Annotated in this window: 12 protein-coding genes and 1 pseudogene; 5 read left to right on the forward strand and 8 right to left on the reverse strand. The window is 39.6% G+C overall.

All coding sequences use genetic code 11. The annotated features are described in order from the left end of the window. Nucleotides 1-828: a hypothetical protein gene (locus tag WA1_RS50935; protein ID WP_017740786.1), complete on the forward strand. Its 828-nt coding sequence runs from the start codon at nucleotides 1-3 to the stop codon at nucleotides 826-828. Between the two features lie 201 nt (nucleotides 829-1,029). Here the strand turns inward: WA1_RS50935 and WA1_RS50940 are convergent, their stop codons facing one another. Continuing rightward, nucleotides 1,030-1,275, reverse strand: coding sequence for a hypothetical protein (locus WA1_RS50940; RefSeq protein ID WP_017740787.1), 246 nt, complete (start codon nucleotides 1,273-1,275; stop codon nucleotides 1,030-1,032). A gap of 252 nt (nucleotides 1,276-1,527) precedes the next feature. On the opposite strand from WA1_RS50940, the gene WA1_RS50945 reads away from it, so the two are divergent. Further along, complete coding sequence (locus tag WA1_RS50945) at nucleotides 1,528-2,322, forward strand: response regulator (RefSeq protein WP_017740788.1); 795 nt, start codon at nucleotides 1,528-1,530, stop codon at nucleotides 2,320-2,322. A gap of 176 nt (nucleotides 2,323-2,498) precedes the next feature. On the opposite strand, the gene WA1_RS50950 is transcribed toward WA1_RS50945, so the two are convergent. From WA1_RS50950 to WA1_RS50965, 4 genes are all read right to left on the reverse strand, one after another. Beyond that, nucleotides 2,499-3,122: a DUF6753 family protein gene (locus WA1_RS50950; protein WP_017740789.1), complete on the reverse strand. Its 624-nt coding sequence runs from the start codon at nucleotides 3,120-3,122 to the stop codon at nucleotides 2,499-2,501. A 48-nt stretch (nucleotides 3,123-3,170) separates the two neighbouring features. After that, on the reverse strand, nucleotides 3,171-4,046 hold the full coding sequence (locus WA1_RS50955) for a hypothetical protein (RefSeq protein WP_017740790.1): 876 nt from the start codon (nucleotides 4,044-4,046) through the stop codon (nucleotides 3,171-3,173). 260 nt (nucleotides 4,047-4,306) lie between these two features. After that, complete coding sequence (locus WA1_RS50960) at nucleotides 4,307-5,146, reverse strand: nucleotide-binding protein (RefSeq protein WP_017740791.1); 840 nt, start codon at nucleotides 5,144-5,146, stop codon at nucleotides 4,307-4,309. Nucleotides 5,147-5,245: 99 nt separating this feature from the next. Then, the gene (locus tag WA1_RS50965) at nucleotides 5,246-6,280 is read right to left on the reverse strand and encodes a hypothetical protein (protein WP_148663095.1); all 1,035 of its coding nucleotides are present in this window, start codon (nucleotides 6,278-6,280) and stop codon (nucleotides 5,246-5,248) included. A gap of 363 nt (nucleotides 6,281-6,643) precedes the next feature. On the opposite strand from WA1_RS50965, the gene WA1_RS50970 reads away from it, so the two are divergent. After that, complete coding sequence (locus WA1_RS50970; RefSeq protein WP_017740793.1) at nucleotides 6,644-7,132, forward strand: hypothetical protein; 489 nt, start codon at nucleotides 6,644-6,646, stop codon at nucleotides 7,130-7,132. A 794-nt stretch (nucleotides 7,133-7,926) separates the two neighbouring features. Here WA1_RS50970 and WA1_RS50975 read toward each other — a convergent pair. Both WA1_RS50975 and WA1_RS50980 read right to left on the reverse strand, forming a co-directional pair. Beyond that, nucleotides 7,927-11,664, reverse strand: a complete 3,738-nt coding sequence (locus tag WA1_RS50975) for a hypothetical protein (RefSeq protein WP_148663096.1) — start codon at nucleotides 11,662-11,664, stop codon at nucleotides 7,927-7,929. Between the two features lie 80 nt (nucleotides 11,665-11,744). Continuing rightward, entirely contained in the window at nucleotides 11,745-12,929 is a 1,185-nt protein-coding gene (locus WA1_RS50980; RefSeq protein WP_017740795.1) for a ParB N-terminal domain-containing protein, read from the reverse strand. A 531-nt stretch (nucleotides 12,930-13,460) separates the two neighbouring features. On the opposite strand from WA1_RS50980, the gene WA1_RS50985 reads away from it, so the two are divergent. Next, a complete protein-coding gene (locus tag WA1_RS50985) occupies nucleotides 13,461-13,943 on the forward strand; it encodes a COG3415 family protein (RefSeq protein ID WP_017740796.1) in 483 nt (160 codons plus the stop codon). Nucleotides 13,944-14,191: 248 nt separating this feature from the next. On the opposite strand, the pseudogene WA1_RS50990 reads toward WA1_RS50985, so the two are convergent. Beyond that, nucleotides 14,192-17,662: pseudogene (locus WA1_RS50990) on the reverse strand (response regulator); the annotation flags it as partial. Between the two features lie 933 nt (nucleotides 17,663-18,595). Here WA1_RS50990 and WA1_RS50995 point away from each other — a divergent pair. Then, a complete protein-coding gene (locus WA1_RS50995; protein WP_017740798.1) occupies nucleotides 18,596-20,698 on the forward strand; it encodes an NACHT domain-containing protein in 2,103 nt (700 codons plus the stop codon). The last annotated feature ends 139 nt before the right edge of the window (nucleotides 20,699-20,837 follow it).

The raw sequence follows: 20,837 nt of genomic DNA on the forward strand, positions 1-20,837 counted from the left end.
ATGAAAGATTTGGTTGAAAAATTAAGTGCAATTGAAGTAGAGGAAATGAGTATAGCTCAAAGAGCCGCCGTCGTTAGAGAAATAATGGATTATCTAAAAGTTACTGACGAGCAAATTGAAGAGTACGGAAAACGAGGAATCACTGAGGAAACTCAAACAGAAGCAGCTTCAGGTCTTAGCTCGGTAGTAGGTGAAGTAGCCAAAGTCGCGCAAGAAGAAGCAAAAGTAACCTCAGTAGAGATTGAACCTATTAGTTTTGTTGAGCAAGAGCATCAAAATCAATCCTCTACCAATGAGCTTAATCCAACTTTAGAAAAAACATTTGAACCAGAAATTTTAAATAGCTCATCTAATAAAAATGATGATATTACTAATAATAGTGCAGAGAAAACTATAGAGAATAAAGAACAATCGCTTGTAACCGATCCCCAGATTCAGCAATTTGTAATTCCGATAATTCTAGATAGGATAAACACCTTTGGTAAGCAAGATAAAGAGTCCCAAAAGATTGTTTATCAAGGAGAAGAGTATACAGCTAGTTTCAAACTAGAAAAAGATACCCAAACCCTAAGTCTAGATAGAAATTCTCCCAAATTAGAGGAGAGTCAAGAGGCGCTATTGGCATCAAAAGATAATAGCTCTAAAGAATATTCTATTATTGTCAATAACCTCACGCAAGAAGAATTTGAACGTTTTAAAGCTCTATTTCAAAGCCAGTCACGCGGGCAGATTTCTCAACTTGAGAGAACTAGTGTAGAACAACAAGCCTACAGAGAGCAGAGTCAACAACAAATACAAAATAAGGAGTCGGGTAGCGAACTCGATTAGATGGAAGAATTCAGAATTCAGGATTCGGAATTCAGGATCTATCAATTTAAGGGTTATCCCGCCACCTAGAAGCACTACTCTATTAAAATTTTGTGCGGAACTTAAACCCTTTAATTCAATTCTGATTTATGACTCCTAAATTCTTATTAAATTCTGCTTAGACCTTCTGAATACTGAATTCTGAGTTTTGACTACTTATCATTAAATTAGCTTCATCCAGACTCCATATAAAAAGGATAAAAAACCGAGTAATAGCCGTTTGTAAAAACCAATTGGAGTCTTGGGACAAACAACGATCGCTACCGCAAAATAATAAAGCGAATCAGCAAAATCAAAAAGACTTGTCGGGCTAAGTGGAAATCTACCTAGCCCGACAAATATTAATAGCCCTGTCAATGCCCAAACGACTATTTTTTCTATCCATTCAAGAATTTTGTCACCCTTCATAAAAATTTATCTTTTGCTCCATAGTTTTACTTAGAAATATTAAAACCAAAATCTACAGTAAAAATCACGCCGCAACCTAAATCCTTCACGATAAATATAAAAACTAGCTAGTATTTTAAATTTTCTTTAAATATAAAATACTAGTTAATTTGTCAGCCTAATATGTGGGAACCGTAAAGAATACAAACGTTCCAAAAGTTAAATGTTATAAGTATGATTACGAATTACTAAGACAAATTAAGGACGATCAAAATGATTAGTATTTTCATCATTGAGAACGACAATATGTCTAGAATTGGTGCAACCGCCATCTTGTCTGAAAATCAGAAATTTCAGGTATGTGGAGCAAAATACGGAAAAGAGGGATTAGACATAATCGCATCTCAAAAGCCAGATGTAGTAGTTATCAATATTGACCTACCTGATATGTGTGGAATAGAGGCAATTAGCGCCATCAAGCATATTCATGAGTCAGCAAGAATCGTGGTCATGACTGCCAATAGCGATCGCGACTCGATTAAGGCTGCAATTGCCAACGGTGCAGACTGCTACTACTGTAAAAACAATCCCAAAGAAGAGGTAGGAGAAAGATTCCTCGAAGCGATATTTGCCGCATACAACAATGAATCATGGATTGACCCAACTATCAACCGTATCTTAATCGATAGTTTTAGGTCGAAAGAGACAGAAGAGAAGCAGATTAGCCTGTTAAGCGAATTTTCTGATAAGGAACTAACAGCCCTCAAACTAGTTGCTAGTGGGATGAAGAATGATGAAGTCGCTAACGTCATGTATGTTTCAGAAGGTACGGTTAGGTCATACCTGCACAATTCATTTATCAAATTAGGAGTCAATGACAGACTCAATGCCATTCGCGAGGGTATCCGTCTGGGCATCTTAACTTTCGCAGATATGAAAATTGAGCAAGAGGCTACCTACAGAAGCAGGAAAACCAGAAGCAGCAAGAATGACCAAAAAAATCAAAACCGTCAAGCTCAAAAGGATCAAGACAAAAGTTATCAGAGTTACAGGGGGTGGGCTGCTTAGTAGGTTCAAAGTAACTTAAAATCAGACCAATTCTGCCCAATTTTTAGAATCTTACCTTCGTGCTCTTTGCGTCTTTGCGGTTTAAAAATATTTTTTGAGTCGTGAAGACACAAAGAGCACAAAGAAAATAAGGATTTTTCAACTATCACCTTGATGAAGCTAGCTGCCTAGTATAGTTAATTAACCAGAATTGTGCAACCTTCGTCTTTTTTCTGACGACAAGTCTTAATAATAGGAGCGTTCTTCTGATAAATTTTACGAGCTAGTTGGCCTTCCTGAGACTTAGCCCAACTCAATAGATTTTGGTCTTCAGGCTTCAAAAGCAGAGTTTGGGCAACAGCTTGAGAAGAAGTACTATCAGCAACAGTCTTGTAAGTGAAGATGCCAATCCCAGTTCCCAAAGCCAGAACAAAACCCAACACGCCCCCAATTTGAGCCAACTTCCAATTGTTAAGACCAAATCCTAGTTGAGGTAAAGCCCCTCCATTACCGCCAGTTTTCTTGATCAACTCTTTCGCCGCTTCAGCGATCGCAGTCTTTTGTTGCTGGATAGCTACACTGGAAGCATCCCTAAGCTTATCGTCCACCATATCAGTCCATTTGTTGACAATGACATCAAGCCTACCCGGTAATTTCTGTAAGACAGTTTGGGTAGTACCCAACTCAGCATAAAGGTTAAACAAAGGGTCATCACGTCGAATACCCAGTTGAAGCACATAGTCAGTAATTTCTGCTTTTTTAGCTTCGTCAAGGTTTGAAAAAACCTTTTCAACATTTTTTGCAACATCATTATTAGCCATAAGTCAATAACAATCTCAAATCTCGTTTTAGTATAAAAACATACCTTATTACCATTTCTCTGGTTCGGGTTCGTCAGGAGAAAAAGACTGCTGGTTAGAAGAGTTGGTTTGAACTGGAGGTTCTGAAACACCAACAGAAACTTCAGTAGAAACTGGAAGTATATCTGAAGCTGAAGAAGGTTCTAACTGTTTGGAATGAAGCTGTTTCACATTCAAGCCAAGATAATTAGAAGCAGTGTCGTTAGAAGTAATAGAAGTTAAAAAATCCTCCATCCAGTTAAATACAATCGAACGGTAAATAACATTAAGAGGAGATTCGGGTAACACAGCTTTAGAGTAGGACAAAGCTGCATCTTCAACTTGTTGATAGCACTGGCTGTGTAAATTAGACAAGACTAATTCCAACCCATTTAGTTTTTTGATTTTGGCTTGAAGTTGGCTGCCATCATAATAGGGAAATTGGTCGCCAAAATAGTGATTCTTGGCGATCGCATAATCAACTTGGTTATCAAAATAGTCACACAATTCCTGTAAATAATCTTCAACGCAGTCCTTACGGTGGGATATGGGGTGGAGAAAAGTAACACGATATCCCAAACAGTTAAGATTTTCTATTAGGGAAACATCTTTCTCAAAAGCTTTAAATTCAGGAAGGTTTTGACCTGGCATATCAGTCAAAACCACTTCAGTCTTTGGGAACATATCTAAGTCAAGTAACAGCCTATCAGAATCACCCCTAGAAAAACCCAAATGGTCAATTTTAAAATCTTCTGTCTGATACATTGAAAGCTTGTTACGATGTCCGTGATAAAAAGCCCGCACGTTAAGTTTATTTTTGGCATACAGATCGAGTAAGAGTCGAGAAGTAGTGGACTTACCAACGCGAGCATCCCCGACTATAATTACAAAACGCTTTCTCAACATTTAAGGAGAATCCAGAAGTCAGAACTCAGAATATGGCTGACGCCACGCTGCGCTATCAGAATGGTCTTTTGAATGAATTCAGTGGATTAGTGAAAAGTATAAATTTTTGCTTTTCTTATGGATAAATTAGGGAAGCAACGCCTTGCTCTAGTTACCACCAGTTACAGCAACTACAGAAAATTTTGTTATCCAATTCAACATCCAGGAAGCTCAAATTCATTCTGAATTCTGACTCCTGAATTCAGAATTCTTTCTTAAACCTAAGCAGCTTCAGATTCCTGCTCTTTTCTACGTTTTTCAGTTGCTTCAGCCATCTGTTGATAAATACCCGGAGTTGATTGACTATCAAGATTGAATAAATTAGAGAGAGGTTTAACCTTTTCCTCAAATTCAGACAACCAAAATTTAACTCTTGCTTTAATGACAATATTGGTATCGGGATGGGTCTGTGCATCAGCAAATGTTAAGCCATGAACATCAATAAAGTCATAAGGTTTGTAAAACAAATCGGGCATAACAATTTCATTTAATATACCCTGATGTTCTTGACGGAATTTAGAGTCATTATAACGTTCAAACTTTTGTTCCTCACCATGAAACAGATTTTTTACAACAACATAGTCAACTTGGTCTTGACAACATTGATACAACTTTTCCAGTACATTGATTGAGTCAAGCACCCTACTGATAACTGAAACCATAGTGACTCGACAACCAATATCTTTTAACATTTCAAAAAAGGCTAGTTCTTTCACGAACTCTTCAAAAAAACCACCAGATTGGGCTGGTAAATCCAACAAGAAAGTTGCATAATCTTGCTTCTTTTCTATTGTAATAAGTAATTCATCAGCGCCACCCCTACGAAAGATATCTATATAGTCAACTAATGGACCATATTTCTTTCCAAAATGTCTTGCCATTTGAGGATTTCGCTGATCGGCTTCATAAGCAAGACATTTGATGTCTTTATCCACATAAAGCTGTAACAAACCTCGTGCAAAGGTACTTTTACCAACTCCCCCTTTATCGCCCGTAACAATTACTAAACGTCTTTGAGCTTTATCATCAGTATTAGCTGGAGCATTATTGTTATCAGACATAACTTTATTAGCCTTATTATTCCTACTACGAGACATAAGAACCTTTTGCAAAGTCAATACACTTTGCTAGTAAAATGAGATTTTCAAATGGATAGAATGTTAGTGAGAAGAGTTTATTTCTTCCAAAAGTGCCGATAGCCAATTGAGGTAAGCTAATCTTAGAGATGAAACTATTTGACTATCTAGAGTTCCTATAGAACCACATAAATCAAGTGCTGGCAAAAAAACACCTCCTTCCAAAATTCGTAAAATGGGAAAACTCAAATGCTTTTTAAAGTAAGAAAATATTAGAGCAATATCCAGTTCTTGTGCTAGAAACAAATTGTTAGCATTAGTAACAAAAGCGAAGTATAAATCTGAATAAGATATCTTCTCATTTTCTAGTGCCAATTGACAACAATCTAGATAACGCTTGCGTAACAATTTGTTGGGTAAATCAATTTCAGAATCAAATAAAGGTACAGAAACTTGCTTGTACAAAAAACTGAGATATATTGCTTCTAAAAGCGCAGTATCGAAAGTATAGTTCCGCAATAAAGAATAATCTTGAATAGCAGGTACAAGCGTCGGAGGAGCACCTACCAAAGAAAATCGAGATTCATAATACATTTCCGACAGTGAAACCAACTGACAATTGTTAATAACATTGAACCAGTGGAGAGAATTTAGCTTAGCTACAATTAGTTCAGAAGCTGGTAAACGTGATGCAACTGACACATTCTTAACTGAAAAAAATTCAGTATTTTTCAAACCAATGACTTGGTTTAAAGACTGACGAATAGTACCCACTTTCTCTCCATAAGAGACTATACCGTTCTCAATATGAGCTTTAGAAGCAGTTAAGATTGTGTTTGTAGTAGCGCTAGAAACAACATCCTTCCGCAACCAACGTACAAACTCCCGATGTTTCTCATAACCGAATAGATTAAAAACAAATTTAAGTGCTAACCAACATAAAGTATCAACCTCCTTGAATGTGCTATTCTCATCAATAATTTGACGCTGGCGGCGCAGTTTTAGTGGTAGTGCTTCGATAAAAGATTTGATTCCTTTACCAATAATTCCAGGACAAACAAGATTGCATATATCTTCTGCTAGGAACTCAATACCCGTATCGATATCTAAAATCCTCATAGGATTACCTTGAAAAATAACCTTTCGAGGTAGCCAGTAGTTACTCATTACAATCCAAACCTGACTAGTCTGTTCGCTAGATGGTTTCTAGTATGCACTTTCTCTTTCCAAAAATCAATCAACAGAAATCTATTTTTTACCAACATTAGTTGAAAGATAAAACAGTAATGATTTTTCTATACTTTGCAGGTATTCTTGTAAACTATAAAAAATTTAATTCGAGATGATAGGCAAGTATTTTCAAGCAAAAAATTATTAAAAATAAATTTATTTAATTTCAAAAATTATTAGTAGATAAAAAATAATCCCATCAGCTAAATTGAAAATTGAACCGTATCCTTTTTGTAAGAAGGCTCTAAATCTATGAGTAGTAACTACAAAACAATAAATATTAACGGTATTAGTATCAATATTTATCGACATAGAAGAGATACAAAATGGTATCAAACAAAAAATCATCTATTTCTAGATGCCAACCAGGTAAGTGGAGTTATTGGTAAGAAGTTTAGTACAATTTTGAGCTTTATAAGAGCAGAAGAAAAACGCGGAGAACCAGTTTCACACCACGATATCGAGTTTTTGATAGAGAAAAATGAACTGTCAGAAGTAAAACCCATCACTATCGAAACTGCTACGCTTTACTGGCTGCAATGGGCTGTACTAGGAAATTGGACTGCTATCAAACTTTGTCGCGGAATAATTAACAATCCCTTGTATAAAACAGCTGAAGAGTTATTTGATAGCACCGACACAAGAGAAAAAGTTGTCAGAATCATAAACAAAAACTACGACTATTACTGCAAAGATGACTATTGGCTTCAAAGAATGTACCAAGAAAAGAAAGTAAGTTAGTCACGGTTGTTGCTAAAAACAGCGGTAAGAGATGTCAATAATTATGCAATGGTATGAAGCGCCCGCATAAAGGCGATATCCACACGCACAAGTTACTTAATGCGTGTGGGCATTGCACAAATCATATATAGCGGTTCTCAGTTGGTAGCTGCTGTACTTGGGACATATACCCAGTACCCGTATTTTTCTAACTTGTTACACTGTGAGTTTTGAGTACAAAATCCTCAAGAAAAATTGATTTCTCAAATATTAATTTAGTTAGTTTAGTTTATAAAAACAAAACTAATATAAAAACCCGGTTTGATTTCTGAATGAGTTTTTAGGCTTTAAGCTTGTTGTATAAGCTTTTGCATCTTAATGTATGTTCAAAATTTAAATAAAAACCCTATGGATTTAAATTTTTGAAACAACAAATATAAAAATTTTAGATAAATTCTGTGTTGAAAAATTCAAAATATTCATATTAATGATAATAAAGATTTAAAATTTTTGATATTTAATTAAATATCAAAAATCATCAATAGAAAAAATCTAAAAATCCAAATATTTATTTTTTACAATAAATATTTGTATAATTTCAGCCAACACAAATAGCCAGCAGATATGAAAATAAATGCTGGATGACTGTATACTCAATACGGTTCGGATAAACTCTCACCAAAGACAGCCGACAGCCATACGAACCAAGCTTGTATAGCCTCACCATACGTGGGTGATAGATGTCAACCGAATCGTATTGACTGTATATTTATGTTGAAAATTTCAAATGACTAGCTGTTAGATTAAGTTTGGTACTAAGAAGAATCTAAATGAAGTTCTTGACCTAGGCGAACAAAAATTGAAAGGATATCTTCAGGAATCATTAATGCTAAATATTCAAAAAGAATGACTTGAATATCAAGAGTAACTGATTTTAGTATCTGACGAAAAGTCTCCCAACCATAAACTGATACAAGTACGATCGCTTCTTTGACTGCTTCAACTCTTGGAATTTCACCTGCATGAACTAGAAGTGGTAAATAGACATCTTTTATCCAACGTTCATCTTCATTAAATTGGGTAATATCTGATTCATTAGATTCCAGAAAAATTGATAATAATTCGGTAATTAACTTGGCGAAAATTGACCAACCGCCAAACAGTCTGCCTATTTGGCTCACCCTTCCTTGAGTAATTCCTCCTTCTTCGCTCTCTAAGAGCGAGAGGTTTTCAATTTCTTTTTGCTTTGGTTTCTTATTCCCCTGTTGAAAAATAGTAGAAAATAAAGAAGAAACTAACCAGATGGCTCGCTGATTCTTTGTTCCAGCTTCAGGGGAAACTTCTGCTGATGAGATTTTCTCCAAGACTATACCAGGCATTGCCTCGGATAAAAATTCTAAGTCATAATCTCCTACAAAATAGTAAACTAATTGCTCTGGTGGACGTAAATGCGATAGCTTCGCTCCTGCCCGGAGGGCAGATCGCAACCGTCCCGCTTCCTGAATAATTTCTGCTCTCACAAAGCTATCAACAAAGTCTTCAAAGGTTATAGTCTGGCTCTGTTGAGGGTGTAAGACGAGCGGTGTAATTTCTTCTCCAGAATTCCAGAGTCCCCCTGCTTCTGGACACACCTTTGGGTCATCTTTCGGCGGGAAAGGAGTTGTTGAATCACCCAGTTTTGAGAGCACTTGGGGTAAATCAAAATTAACTGAATGACCTGTTAAAACTTGATACTCTGCTGCTAACTCACCAATATTAGGATAAGGTATACCAATCGAACAAAGAGCGGGAGCATTTGCAAAACGATTCACGCCTCTACTATCGCGAAAATGGTAGCCATCACCCGGTTGAGCAAAACTTTTGCGTTCAATAAAAGCCACACCAGGGGACATGGCTTCAATCTCGGACCGTAGTGCTTCTAGGCGGTGATGCATAGACGATCGCCGATCGCGTCCCAAAACACCCATATTTGTGATTTGCACCACCTTCAAATTTTCATGGCTTGGGGTGACTTGCTCAACAACAAGTACATCCTCAATAAGCGCTCCTAACTTCAAAGCAAGATACCTGACATCTAATGTAGCGTCCAAGTAGATATTGAACTGCGCTGCATTCGCGACATCCCGGTGGCGGGTTTCTGACAAATGTACCGTCAATATTCCTCTATGAAAATTAAATGCTCCATGGATGTGTCTCCCCCAAACTGACAACAGTGGAATCAACCAATTCAGAGCGACTGCTTCGAGAGCTTGTTGAGACTCTTGGTAAGCAGTTGAGCGCAATAATTTATTGATTCGCCTGGAAGTTGCACGTTCGCTCTTAGTACCAGCACTGGTATCTATACTGAGAGCACTTTGAGCTAAAAACGTTAAGTTGGGAGCAAGCAGGCTCGTCAATTCATCAATAATATCCACAATATCATCAAGTGGTTGACCGAGGAGTTGACGAATAGCAGTATCATCATAACCATAACGACTACAACTTGGGAGTTGAATATCTGACGCGAACCATGGAGTTTTTGATTTTGACTCCCCAGCACAAAAAAGAAACTTCAATCGCTCAAAAAGAGGGTGGAGTTTGGCAAACAACTCCGGTGCATTCACAGCTAACTCACCCGCTGTTCGATTGAAATCGCCCAGACGAACTTCAATTTTTTTGCGCGATCGCATAAGTTGAGAAGCCTCATCCCAAATCATGCCACAATCAGAAAATTGGTAATCATCTGGGGAGGGCAGACTATCTGGATGCGCTCTAACTTGGATCTCTTGAAGAACAGAATGCCGACGAAAGCGATAGCCAAACCCCGCACCAGTACTGTGACGACAGGCATTCAGCAGGTGACACGAGAAACAAATTGGGTTGTTAGATTCTTCAATTTGGTTAAGATTTTTTGCAGCGAGTGCGCGGAAGGTACCTGCTCGATGACAATTACCAGGTGCAGTCACATCTTCAATTCCATTCGGGTGAACTAAAAAGGGCTGTCCGAGGGGAGTCAGTCGAGTGGGATCGCTCTTCAAACCACTATGGCGAGGGGGTAGATCGACAAAATTAGCTTCAACAGCGATCGTCGTTGGATTGCGATGATCGATCGCAAGATACCACAGTTGACGACTGCCAAACTCTTGTGGCGTCATGCTTCCAGCTGTATGAGATTTCCCTAACCCAGGAGTTGATTTATCTAAGATGTGTTGCCAACCTTTGGCAACTGCTTCCATCCAAAGACTAACCCGTTCGTCTCCCAGATAAACAATCTTAGGGCATCCCATTCTTTGGTATTCTTCGGGAGTTGGTAAATCCTCTGGAGTGTATACTAATATTTCTTGTGGAGCATTCTTGCTAATAGATCTCTTCACCCGTCGCCTAAAACCCCGCTTTGGACGTAAAAGCTTTTCGATTTTGGCTAACTGAATTTTCACATCATCCCAAACGCGTTGGGGATGGCGCGATAAACTTTCAAACTCTATCCAACTCAGAATTTCAAATTCACCCGCGTATTCATCCCCATCAGCGCAATATTTATCAACTTGACCCCACCAAGCTACTTTCAGAGTGTACCCCCAACTCCTGATTAACTCGTGAGTCCTTCGGTATTGACGCATCACATTTTTATTGATAACTGCACCTGCATCAGCCCACAAGAGCAAATCTTTTGTACCGCCCAACTTTTCGCTTGCAGCAGTGAGATACCGCTTGAAAGTTTCAGGGCTTGAGGCAAAGTTACCACCCGCAGCACCAATGGTAATTTGATTTCTTTTTTGGGCAATAATCCAAGGTTTGAGGATACCTTCAGCAAGTCCAATGTAAGCAAAGGATATAGGAGCGTTTTCGTTGAGGGTGTACTCGTTCTGAATCGCAGGAGTACAAAAAGTCAGAGGTAACTCGCCATTAGGCAAGTGAGCCGTTGGTCCTGTGGGGCGTTTTTTTGTCCGAGAGGATGCCCAAAAATATTTAGGGACATCAACTTCAATATTGCCAACCCGCAACTGCCAACTAATAATTTGTCCTAGAGGATTCCATACAGGACAAAGATAGCCAGATTGAGGGGTAATCAAAGAACGTCCCCCAAGAGAAACACCTGCCAAACGGTGAGAAACTTCTCTATCGAGTTTTTGCCATTGCTTAACCGATTTAAATTGTCCTGCAACGATTAACTCTTCATTGAGTCCCCGGCGTTTTAAGTCGAATTCATGCTTTTGACATAACTGTAGTTGTCCGAGAACATCTCGAATTTGGCGATCGCGCTCCTCTTCGGTAAGACTTGCAGCACGATGAGCTTTTTCTTGTTGCAAGCGTTGGCTATGTAAGTCACGCCAATATTCTGCCCACTCGCGTCTCGAAGCTTCATCAGTATCACCAGTATCGCGTCGTATTATTCCCCACAACCCATCACGGGTAAGTTTGATAAATTTCCAGCCTTCTGGTGCTGAATATGCATCTGTTGCCGTCATGCATAATACAGTATCAGGGCTATTCGGCAGATGACGGCAGCGCCCGCGAATGTCGCCACAAACAGGACAAGGATTAGCACGGCTCGTGCGGATATACTTGCTCATCGCGTACCCCCTACCACCAGTTGTATTTGTATAGTTGGCTGTCTTTAGATAGCCCGTTAGAAGCCCCGTAGGTCAACATTTTATGCAGCACAACGATCTTCAGTACTTTTATTTCTAGTTATTTCAAATTCAATCTCACGCTCCTTAATCATCTCCTCGTACTTGCCAGTCTCAAGATACGCTAAGAATCGTTCCTCCTCCATTGTCAAATTCGTAATGTTTAGCATTTCACTCAGTGCTACCCGTAGTGGATAAATCGAACCAAATTTCTCTAACAACCGCAATATTCGCGCTCTTTCCTTCACTGATGGTTCCTCCTGTAATGTGGCATCAATACTTGGTGGTCTCAAACTTATGGTCTCTAAATCATTAGTTTTAGAATTCCTAAAAGCAAACATCACAAATTCGTTTGTAATTTTAATTACGCGAGCCTGTTGATAAAAATCTGGTCGCGGCTCCTTTTTAAATAGATAAACTTGTCCAACTTCAAACTTACGCCATGGGTTACGAGAACCTGTACGCACAAGAGCATTACCTTCACGAAGGGTATTTACCTCGCCGCGCTCGATCGCATCTAATACTTTTTCCCGACGCTCATCACGCACAAACTTGTAAGCTGTGTCAATACTGCGGTTGAGTTCTTGTTGCAGCGCTGCTACCGAGCGTAGTTTGCCCTCATTTTTTAATTGAGAAATATACGAGTAAACTTTTTTCCCTTTGTGGTAGCTACCAACACTAAGCTTTACTTTTTTGGCAACCTCTTTAAGGACTGGCAATTCTCTAGATTCTTGAGAACTCATGTCATCTGACGAAGTATTCAAATTTGAACACTTCGTTGATTGTTTGCGATCGTTTAGCCGTCGAGCATTCTCCCTCTGTCGCTCTTTGGCTTGTTCTTTAAGCTGAGGTTCCCAGTAAGCACCCTCAATAAACCTTTGAAAATGGGTTTTCTCTTCTCGGTGAATATTCAAGTCGTACAGAGCTTTCAACTCTTCTTCCTCGCCAGAGTATTCACCAAAAAAGACTGGAACAGTTGCAAAACCCAGTTTTTTAGCTATTTGTAACCGACATTTACCCGCAATGACGACATTTACACCCGTGCGTGCTGAAACTTCTATTGGAACAAGAATCCTCATCTCTCGCTGAATACTTGCTTCCAATGAGGGGCGATCTTCATCTTCACCGTAAATTTCTATTAATCTTGGGTGAACAACTAGTTCATCTGGAGGAAGATGAACAACCTGCTGATGGTCTAAATTGTACATATTTATACCCTAAAATCTTCAAAGACATAAGTGGAACAAAACTGAACTCGCGATCGTCCTAATCGTCCTAATCGTCCTAATCGTCCTAATTGTTGTTCTCCAAATGCTCAAATTCATACCAAAAAAGCATTTGGGGAACTGAATTCAACCCAAATGCCTAAAATATTTAGACACTATTAAGTTTTCTGAAATAAGAAAATTGTTATACCTTCGCTCTAAAAACAAGCGAAGTTTTGCAAAAATGTACCGTATACTTAAGCAATTTACCGAATGCCAATACGGAGAAAGGAAACACCTGTCAAAGGGAAGGCGTACACAGAGCAGTAGATTCATGGTATGATGGACTCAATTAAGTAAAAACAGATAAAGAGCATTTGTCCAGCCTGCTACAACAGGTTGGCTTGCTTTTCCCTCAAGACTTTGTTGGTTCAAGGTCTTGATTTATTTGGAATAATACTTATACTTGAAGAGTATATCAGCTAATATACATTTTGGCAAAACTAATTTAGTGAAAAAAGGGGTAAACAAGGAATGCCAGTTCCAAAAGCGCCTCCTGTAGAACTAGACGAGGTAGAAAAAAAACTACTGGAATCAATTGCTGAGACAGAAGAAGAGTATATCAGCAAGCGGGCGCTTGTCATACTGGAAGCTGCTAAGGGTGAGAGTAATACAAACATATGCAAAAAGACAGGAACTAGTTTCCATCACGTATCGACCTGGCGTAAAAAGTGGTTAAATGCAACATTCACATCTCAAACGGAAGAAGAGCTAAGGGAATTAATCAAACAATTTCTCGAATCAAAGGACGGAAGACCCAGAAAGTGCAAACAAGTCGAAGTTGCCAAAATCATTGAAATTAGTAAATGGAACGAGAGAAGTTATCGATCGCAACACGCCAAGAACGAGCTCATTGCATCTGAAGCAGTACGTAGAGGAATCGTTTCAGATATATCGCCAAGAAGCATAGGGCGCTTGCTGGAACAGTACCAAGAAGAAATAGCAGCTTCAAGTTAATAAAGCAACAGCACTTCAATCGAAGTATTCAAATTTGAATACTTCGACTTATTCAATCAGTAAAAGTTATTGCTTTACGGTTACCCTCACACCAAATGTGTATTTTCGCACTGAAACCATCGCGGGAACGACCTAGAGAGTTGGTTCAGTAGAAGGAGTTGACATTCGATACTTGGGGTCATTATGCCACTCATTGATTTTTACTAGTTTTGGATGAGAGGGGTAGAGTAATAGTACTCCTCTCGACTCTACCTTGCGTCATAAAGCCAAACGCGTAGCAGCGATAGCAACTGTTCAATATCTACAGGCTTTGTGATGTAATCTGATGCACCCGATTCGATACACTTCTCGCGATCGCCCGGCATAGCTTTAGCTGTAAGCGCAATCATTGGCAGTGAGGCAAATTGTCTAATCTTACGGATAACTCGCATCGTCTCGTATCCATCCATTTCCGGCATCATCACATCCATTAGTACAACATCAATATTAGCGGTGGTTTGTAATACAGCAATACCATCCCTGCCGTTCTCAGCGTACACAACGTGCATCTGGTACCACTCCAGCATGGTAGTGAGAGCAAAAATGTTGCGTAGATCATCATCAACAATCAGCACTCTCTTACCAGCCAGCACAGCGTCGGTCTGGTGTATCTGTTCCAACATTTGGCGCTGAGTTTCTGGTAAATTTTCTTGAATGCGATGCAGAAACAATGCTGTCTCGTCTAGCAGACGCTCTGGGGAACGGGCATCTTTGATGATTATAGTCTCAGCTAGTTGCTTAATTTCGTTTTGTTCTTGCTGAGTTAACTCCTTTGCTGTATGCACAATAATCGGCAAATTTGAGAGCGACACTTCCTGTTTAATTCGCTTAAGTAGTTCAAAACCAGTTATATCTGGCAACCCTAGATCGAGTACAATGCAATCAAACTGCTGTGTTTTCAGTACCGCCAAAGCCTCTGCACCAGTACTAACGGTAGTTGTGGAGACATCGCTGTTACCGATAAGTTCCACAATGCTGCGGCATTGATCTTCGTCGTCTTCTACCACTAGCAGGTTTTTCCTCTGACGCTCTACAAAAGTCTTAATCTTGGAAAAGGCTTCTGTCAAAGCTTCGCGGGTCGCGGGTTTTTGTAAGTACCCGATGACCCCAAGTTTTAGACCTCGCTGCTGTTCCTCGTCAACTGAAATAACATGGACGGGAATGTGACGGGTGTTGAGGTTATGCTTCAAGCGATCTAGCACTGTCCAACCATTCATCATTGGCAGGTGGATGTCCAGTATGATAGCATCGGGCTTGTATTCCTGTGCCATCGATAAACCGTCATCGCTGCGTAGGGCGACTACCCCTTTGAAATCTTGTTCCCGTGCCATCTCCAACAAAATATGGGCAAAGTTAACGTCATCCTCAACAATTAGCAGTGTACGATCTCCAGGTTGGAGTTCGTCGCGGTCATCCTTAAGAGCGCTGCTTTGAGGCAAAAACTCCTTAAGTGGTTGAGACTCAGCGGCTAGATTACTTCTGAAATCATTTGCTTGAGACGGTACTGGGGTGGTAATTACCGGGCTAGCTGTCTGATACTCACTCTGAGGCTTGCTGGTGAGCGAACTACTGACTGAGGTTGTTGCTGTGGACGACAGATAAGTTAACGGTAGGTAGAGGGTGAAGGTGCTGCCCTTTCCCAAACTGCTGTTCAGGACAATTTCGCCACCCAAAAGCTGGGCAATTTCACGGCATATTGACAAGCCCAAACCCGTGCCACCATACTTACGGCTGGGGGAGCCATCTGCTTGCTGAAACGGCTCAAATATAATCTTTTGTTTATCTGGTGCAACACCAATTCCTGTATCGCTTACGATAAAAGCAATGACGGTGTTGGCGTGATTCAAAACTTCCTGGTCGAGACTCCATCCCTCAGCAACTATCCTAACCTGCCAACTCACCTGACCTCGATCGGTGAACTTAAAAGCATTGGAGAGTAAGTTTTTCAGCACCTGTTGTAAACGCTTGGAGTCAGTGTTGATGAAGGGAGGAAGTTCAGGAGCAAAGTCAATTATGAAATTAAGCCCTTTGTCTTGTGCGACTTGACGGAAGGTGCTTTCTATCTGACTGCGTAAATCAGAGAATAGCATCCGGTTGATGTCTACTGGCATAGTTCCAGATTCAATCTTTGCCAGGTCAAGAATGTCGTTGATTAGCCCTAGTAAATCATTTCCAGCGGAATAAATGGTGCGGGTATATTCAATTTGCTTCTGGGTTAGGTTGTTATTATCCTTATCAGCAAGCAGCTTTGCAAGGAGCAACAGGCTGTTCAGTGGCGTTCGCAACTCGTGGGACATATTTGCCAGAAACTCAGACTTGTATTTTGAGGAAAGCCCTAGTTGTGCTGCTCTCTCTTCCAAAGACTGCCTTGCCTGTTCGATTTCCTGATTCTTGCGCTCGACTTCTTTGTTTTGTTGGGCTAACAACTCTGCCTTCTCTTCCAGTTCGGCGTTGGTTTGTTGTAGCTCTTCTTGCTGCCTTTTCAGTAATTCTTCGGAAGCTTTTAGGGTTTGGGCTTGTTGTTCCAAGCGCTTGTTTGTTTCCCTGAGTTCGTTTTGCTGTGCTTGTAACTCCTGTGCTAAGGACTGCGATTGCTTGAGTAACTCTTCAGTCCGCATGCTAGCTGCAATAGTATTTAATACAATTGCGATGCTTTCGGTGAGTTGGTCGAAGAAAGTTAGGTGAATTTCACTGAAGCGTCGGAATGACGCCAGTTCAATCACTGCTGTGACTTGTCCTTCAAAGAGGACGGGTAAAACCACAATATTAAGTGGAGATGCTTCTCCCAATCCAGAACCAATTTTAATATAATCGTAAGGTATTTCCGTCAGTAGAATGCGTTCTTTTTCCAAAGCGCATTGTCCTACCAAACCTTCACCAAGAAAGAAGCGGTTGGCAAGGTGCTTGCGTTCCCGGTAAGCATAACTACTTAAAAGCTTTAAGAATGGATTGTCTTCTAAGCTTTCCATAATATAGAAGACACCGTGAGATGCTCCTACCAGTGGTGCTAATTGTGAGAGAATTAACTTGGTAACTGTCTCTAAGTCTCGCTGACCCTGTAACATTTGGGTGAACTTAGCAAGGTTCGTCTTCAACCAGTCTTGTTCGGTGTTCTTCTGGGTTGTTTCTCTCAGGTTAGCAATCATCTGGTTAATATCGTCCTTTAAGATTGCTACTTCACCCAGTGCTTCTACGGAAATCGAACGTGTTAAGTCACCTTTCGTTACTGCAGTTGCTACTTCTGCGATCGCACGTAACTGAGTAGTAAGTGTAGCAGCAAGTTCATTCACATTATCAGTCAAATCCCTCCAAGTACCAGCCGCCCCAGGAACTTTCGCTTGTCCCCCTAACTTACCTTCAATCCCCACCTCACGCGCCACCGTCGTTACTTGATTAGCAAAAGTTGCCAACGTATCAATCATCTCATTAATCGTTTCTGCCAAAGTTTCAATTTCCCCGTTGGCATCCAACATCAACTTCCGCTTCAAATCACCATTAGCAATCGCCGTCACAACCCTAGCAATGCCACGCACTTGTGCCGTCAAGTTACCCGCCATGGAGTTCACATTATCCATCAAGTCTTTCCAAGTTCCCGCAACATTAGTCAGTGATGCTTGACCGCCAAGTTTACCTTCGGTTCCTACCTCACGAGCTACCCGCGTTACTTCAGATGTCAAGGAGTTGATATGCTTCACCAACGTGTTAACGATTTCTGCAGTTCTGAGAAACTCTCCCCTCAAGGGTTCGCCATCACTGTAAGTGAAGATAGTTTGAGATAAATCACCATTTGTCACTGCCTGAAGCACACGAGTAGTTTCAAGCGTAGGCTCAACTAAATCTGTAATCAGCGTATTAACCGAATCAATGCAAGCTGCCCAAGAACCATGAGCACCTCCAAGTAAGGCACGCTCAGTAAGTTTGCCTTCTTTACCCACCACTTTACCAATACGCTCTAACTCAGTCGCCATTTGTTGATTTAGCTTAATAACGTCGTTCAGCGTATCGGCAATTTTTTCAGCTATGCCTGTGTAATTGTCGGGCATCCGAACTGAAAAGTCACCTTTCTTAACAGCTATTAGTGTTTTCAAAAGCTGTTTGACGTACTGGTTATTTATATCGCTGACTGATGGTTGAGTTGGCATAGCCTATATAAATATGTTTAAACAGTTTTGTTGGAAAGCAGCTCATAAAGGTGAAGCCTTCACTTAACTCAGTTACGTGCTTCTTGCACCTATGAGAGGTAAACAACCTGCTTAACTAAAAAAAGTGAAGACTGTAATTTTGCTCATAGGACTAATACATTAATCTAACCTTACTGCATTAATATCAGGTGAAGAGTTGTATCTTCCAAGAAAGCCATCAGCGTCAGTTAATAGCACTGGTATCTAAAATAACTTAAAACCAGGTTTTCTCAGTGTTTACCCAATCATTATACCGATTCGGTAAATTTAAGCAACATCGCCCCCATGTTATTATGTTTTACATATCGTAGCAGATTTTCACGCAGCCTTTTTGGCAATACTGAGATAACTGCCACTACGAGAGGAAGCACGACTTTTGCTTCAATAATATCGTTTACAGTTGAGATAGTTACTAACTAATCCGTGCTTTCTATGACAGGACTTGAATTTGAAGCCACCAAAAACCTAACTGCTCTTGTTATTAAGGTCGTTTGGGAGCAGGGAGGTAAATTGGTCAAAACTTTAGATAAAAGAACACAAAATTTGATTTTCAAAGCCTCGCAGCAATATATTCAAAAATATACAGAGCGGCACGGTCAGTTAAAAGTATTAGGGATGCAAGAGCCTGTAACATTAGAGTCGGTATATACTGCTGTTCAGTTTTTGGATAATACAGCAATTCATAGTTTTGAATCTATTTCAAGGTTAGAAGAAGTTTTTCGTCAAGCTAAAAATCGAGGATTTAGACTTGCAGATGGGGTCAAACATGAAGGAATTGAAGTGGTTAATAACAAGCAATACCTTATGGTTTTAGGTGGACCTGGTTCTGGAAAGTCAACATTTCTTCGCAAGATGGGACTGGAATCGCTTAAAGGAAAAAGAGGTATATTTCAACATCTTTGTATTCCTGTTTTTGTTGAACTTAAAAGCTTTAATCCTCAAGAAATTAATATTAAAGAATTAATAGCAGAAGAATTGAAGATATGTGGCTTCCCCTATGCTGAAGAATCGGCATTAGAATTGATGGATAAAGGAAATTTACTGTTTTTGTTAGATGGTCTTGATGAAGTTTCCACAAACAACTTAAATGAAACTATAAACCAAATTCAGAATTTTGTTGATAAATATGAAAAAAATCGTTTTATTGCTTCTTGTAGAACAGCAGCTTATCGTCATAACTTTCGGCGATTCACTGATGTAGTAATGGCGGATTTTGATGATACTCAAATTGAGCAATTTATACTAAATTGGTTCGGATCAAAGGCAGACAAAGAAGCAGGGACAGCCCAAAAATGCTGGGAAATACTAAAAAAACCAGAAAACTGTGCTGCTAAAGAATTAGCACATACTCCCTTATTATTAACTTTTCTTTGCTTGGTTTATAATCGCTCACAGAATTTTCCTGACAATCGGAGTATTCTTTACCGTAAAGCTTTAAGAATTTTGTTAGAGGAATGGGCAGCAGAGAAGCGAATTTTACAGGATAAAATTTATCAAGGATTAAATACCGAATTAGAAGAAATTTTACTTTCAAAAATTGCTTGTCAAAACTTTGAATTAAATCAGTTATTTTTTACAAAGAGAGAGATAGTTGAAGAAATTAAAAGTTTTTTGGCAAGTAACTTGAATGCACCTAAAGAATTAGACGGTGAAGCAGTTCTGAATGCTATCGCTATTCAACAAGGGATTCTGGTAGAACGAGCAGAAGGTGTATTTTCATTTTCCCATCTCACACTTCAGGAGTATTTGACAGCTCAGTACATTGATGACCAACGCCAAATTGAAAAATTAGTTGCAACATATTTAACAGAACAGCGTTGGAAAGAGGTATTTTTGCAAGTAGCAGGATTAATGCGAGGAGGGGCTGATGAGTTGCTTTTACTAATAGAAAAAGCAACACAAAAGTATATCAATACTCCAAAATTACAAGCCTTACTTACTTGGGTAAACCAAGTAACAACTGGATCGGTAGGAGATATTAAACCTGCTGCTAAACGCACCGCTGCTATCTTTCTCTTCCTTACTCTTGACCTTGCTTCCTCTCTTGCCTTAGATCCTGACCAAGCTCTTGTTCTCGCTCTTGACATTGCCTTTGCTCATGATTGCGTTCTTGATGCTCGTGCTTTTGCCCTTGTCCATGCCTTCGCTCTCGCTTCTATTTTCTCTTTTGATTTGACTCACTATTTCCTCTCCCATACCCAAGCTTTCGACCTGACCGGCGGATTTGAAAAAATAAAAGTATTTAATAAAAGTGTAAATTTTAATGTACTAATTGCACGATTAGAAGTACTGAAAGCTCAACTTTCTGACACGCAGCAACCACTTCATCGTGCAGTTCGTGAGCGTGTTGTACAAACCTGGTTTAATACTCTCCGTTTAAATTCAGACCTAATATATTTGTCTGAAGAGGAAATAGAAGCACTAAAAAATTATTTGTATGCTAATTCACTTCTGGTGCAATGTAAACAAGCAGCTGTGCGGATATCGCCAACAACTTGGGAAGCAATTGAGAAGCGAATGTTGTTAGTGCAATAATTCTGGACAAAACACAGAAGGTGGGTGTGGTCTGATAGAATTCTAATTACGATCGCATCTTTTAAAAATGCTTATGATTTAGCACATATTTTTTTATCTTCTTAAGTAATCGTGCCTCACTTTTTTAAGGTTGTTAGCT

The sequence above is a fragment of the Scytonema hofmannii PCC 7110 genome, assembly GCF_000346485.2.
Classification (GTDB): Bacteria; Cyanobacteriota; Cyanobacteriia; order Cyanobacteriales; family Nostocaceae; genus Scytonema; species Scytonema hofmannii.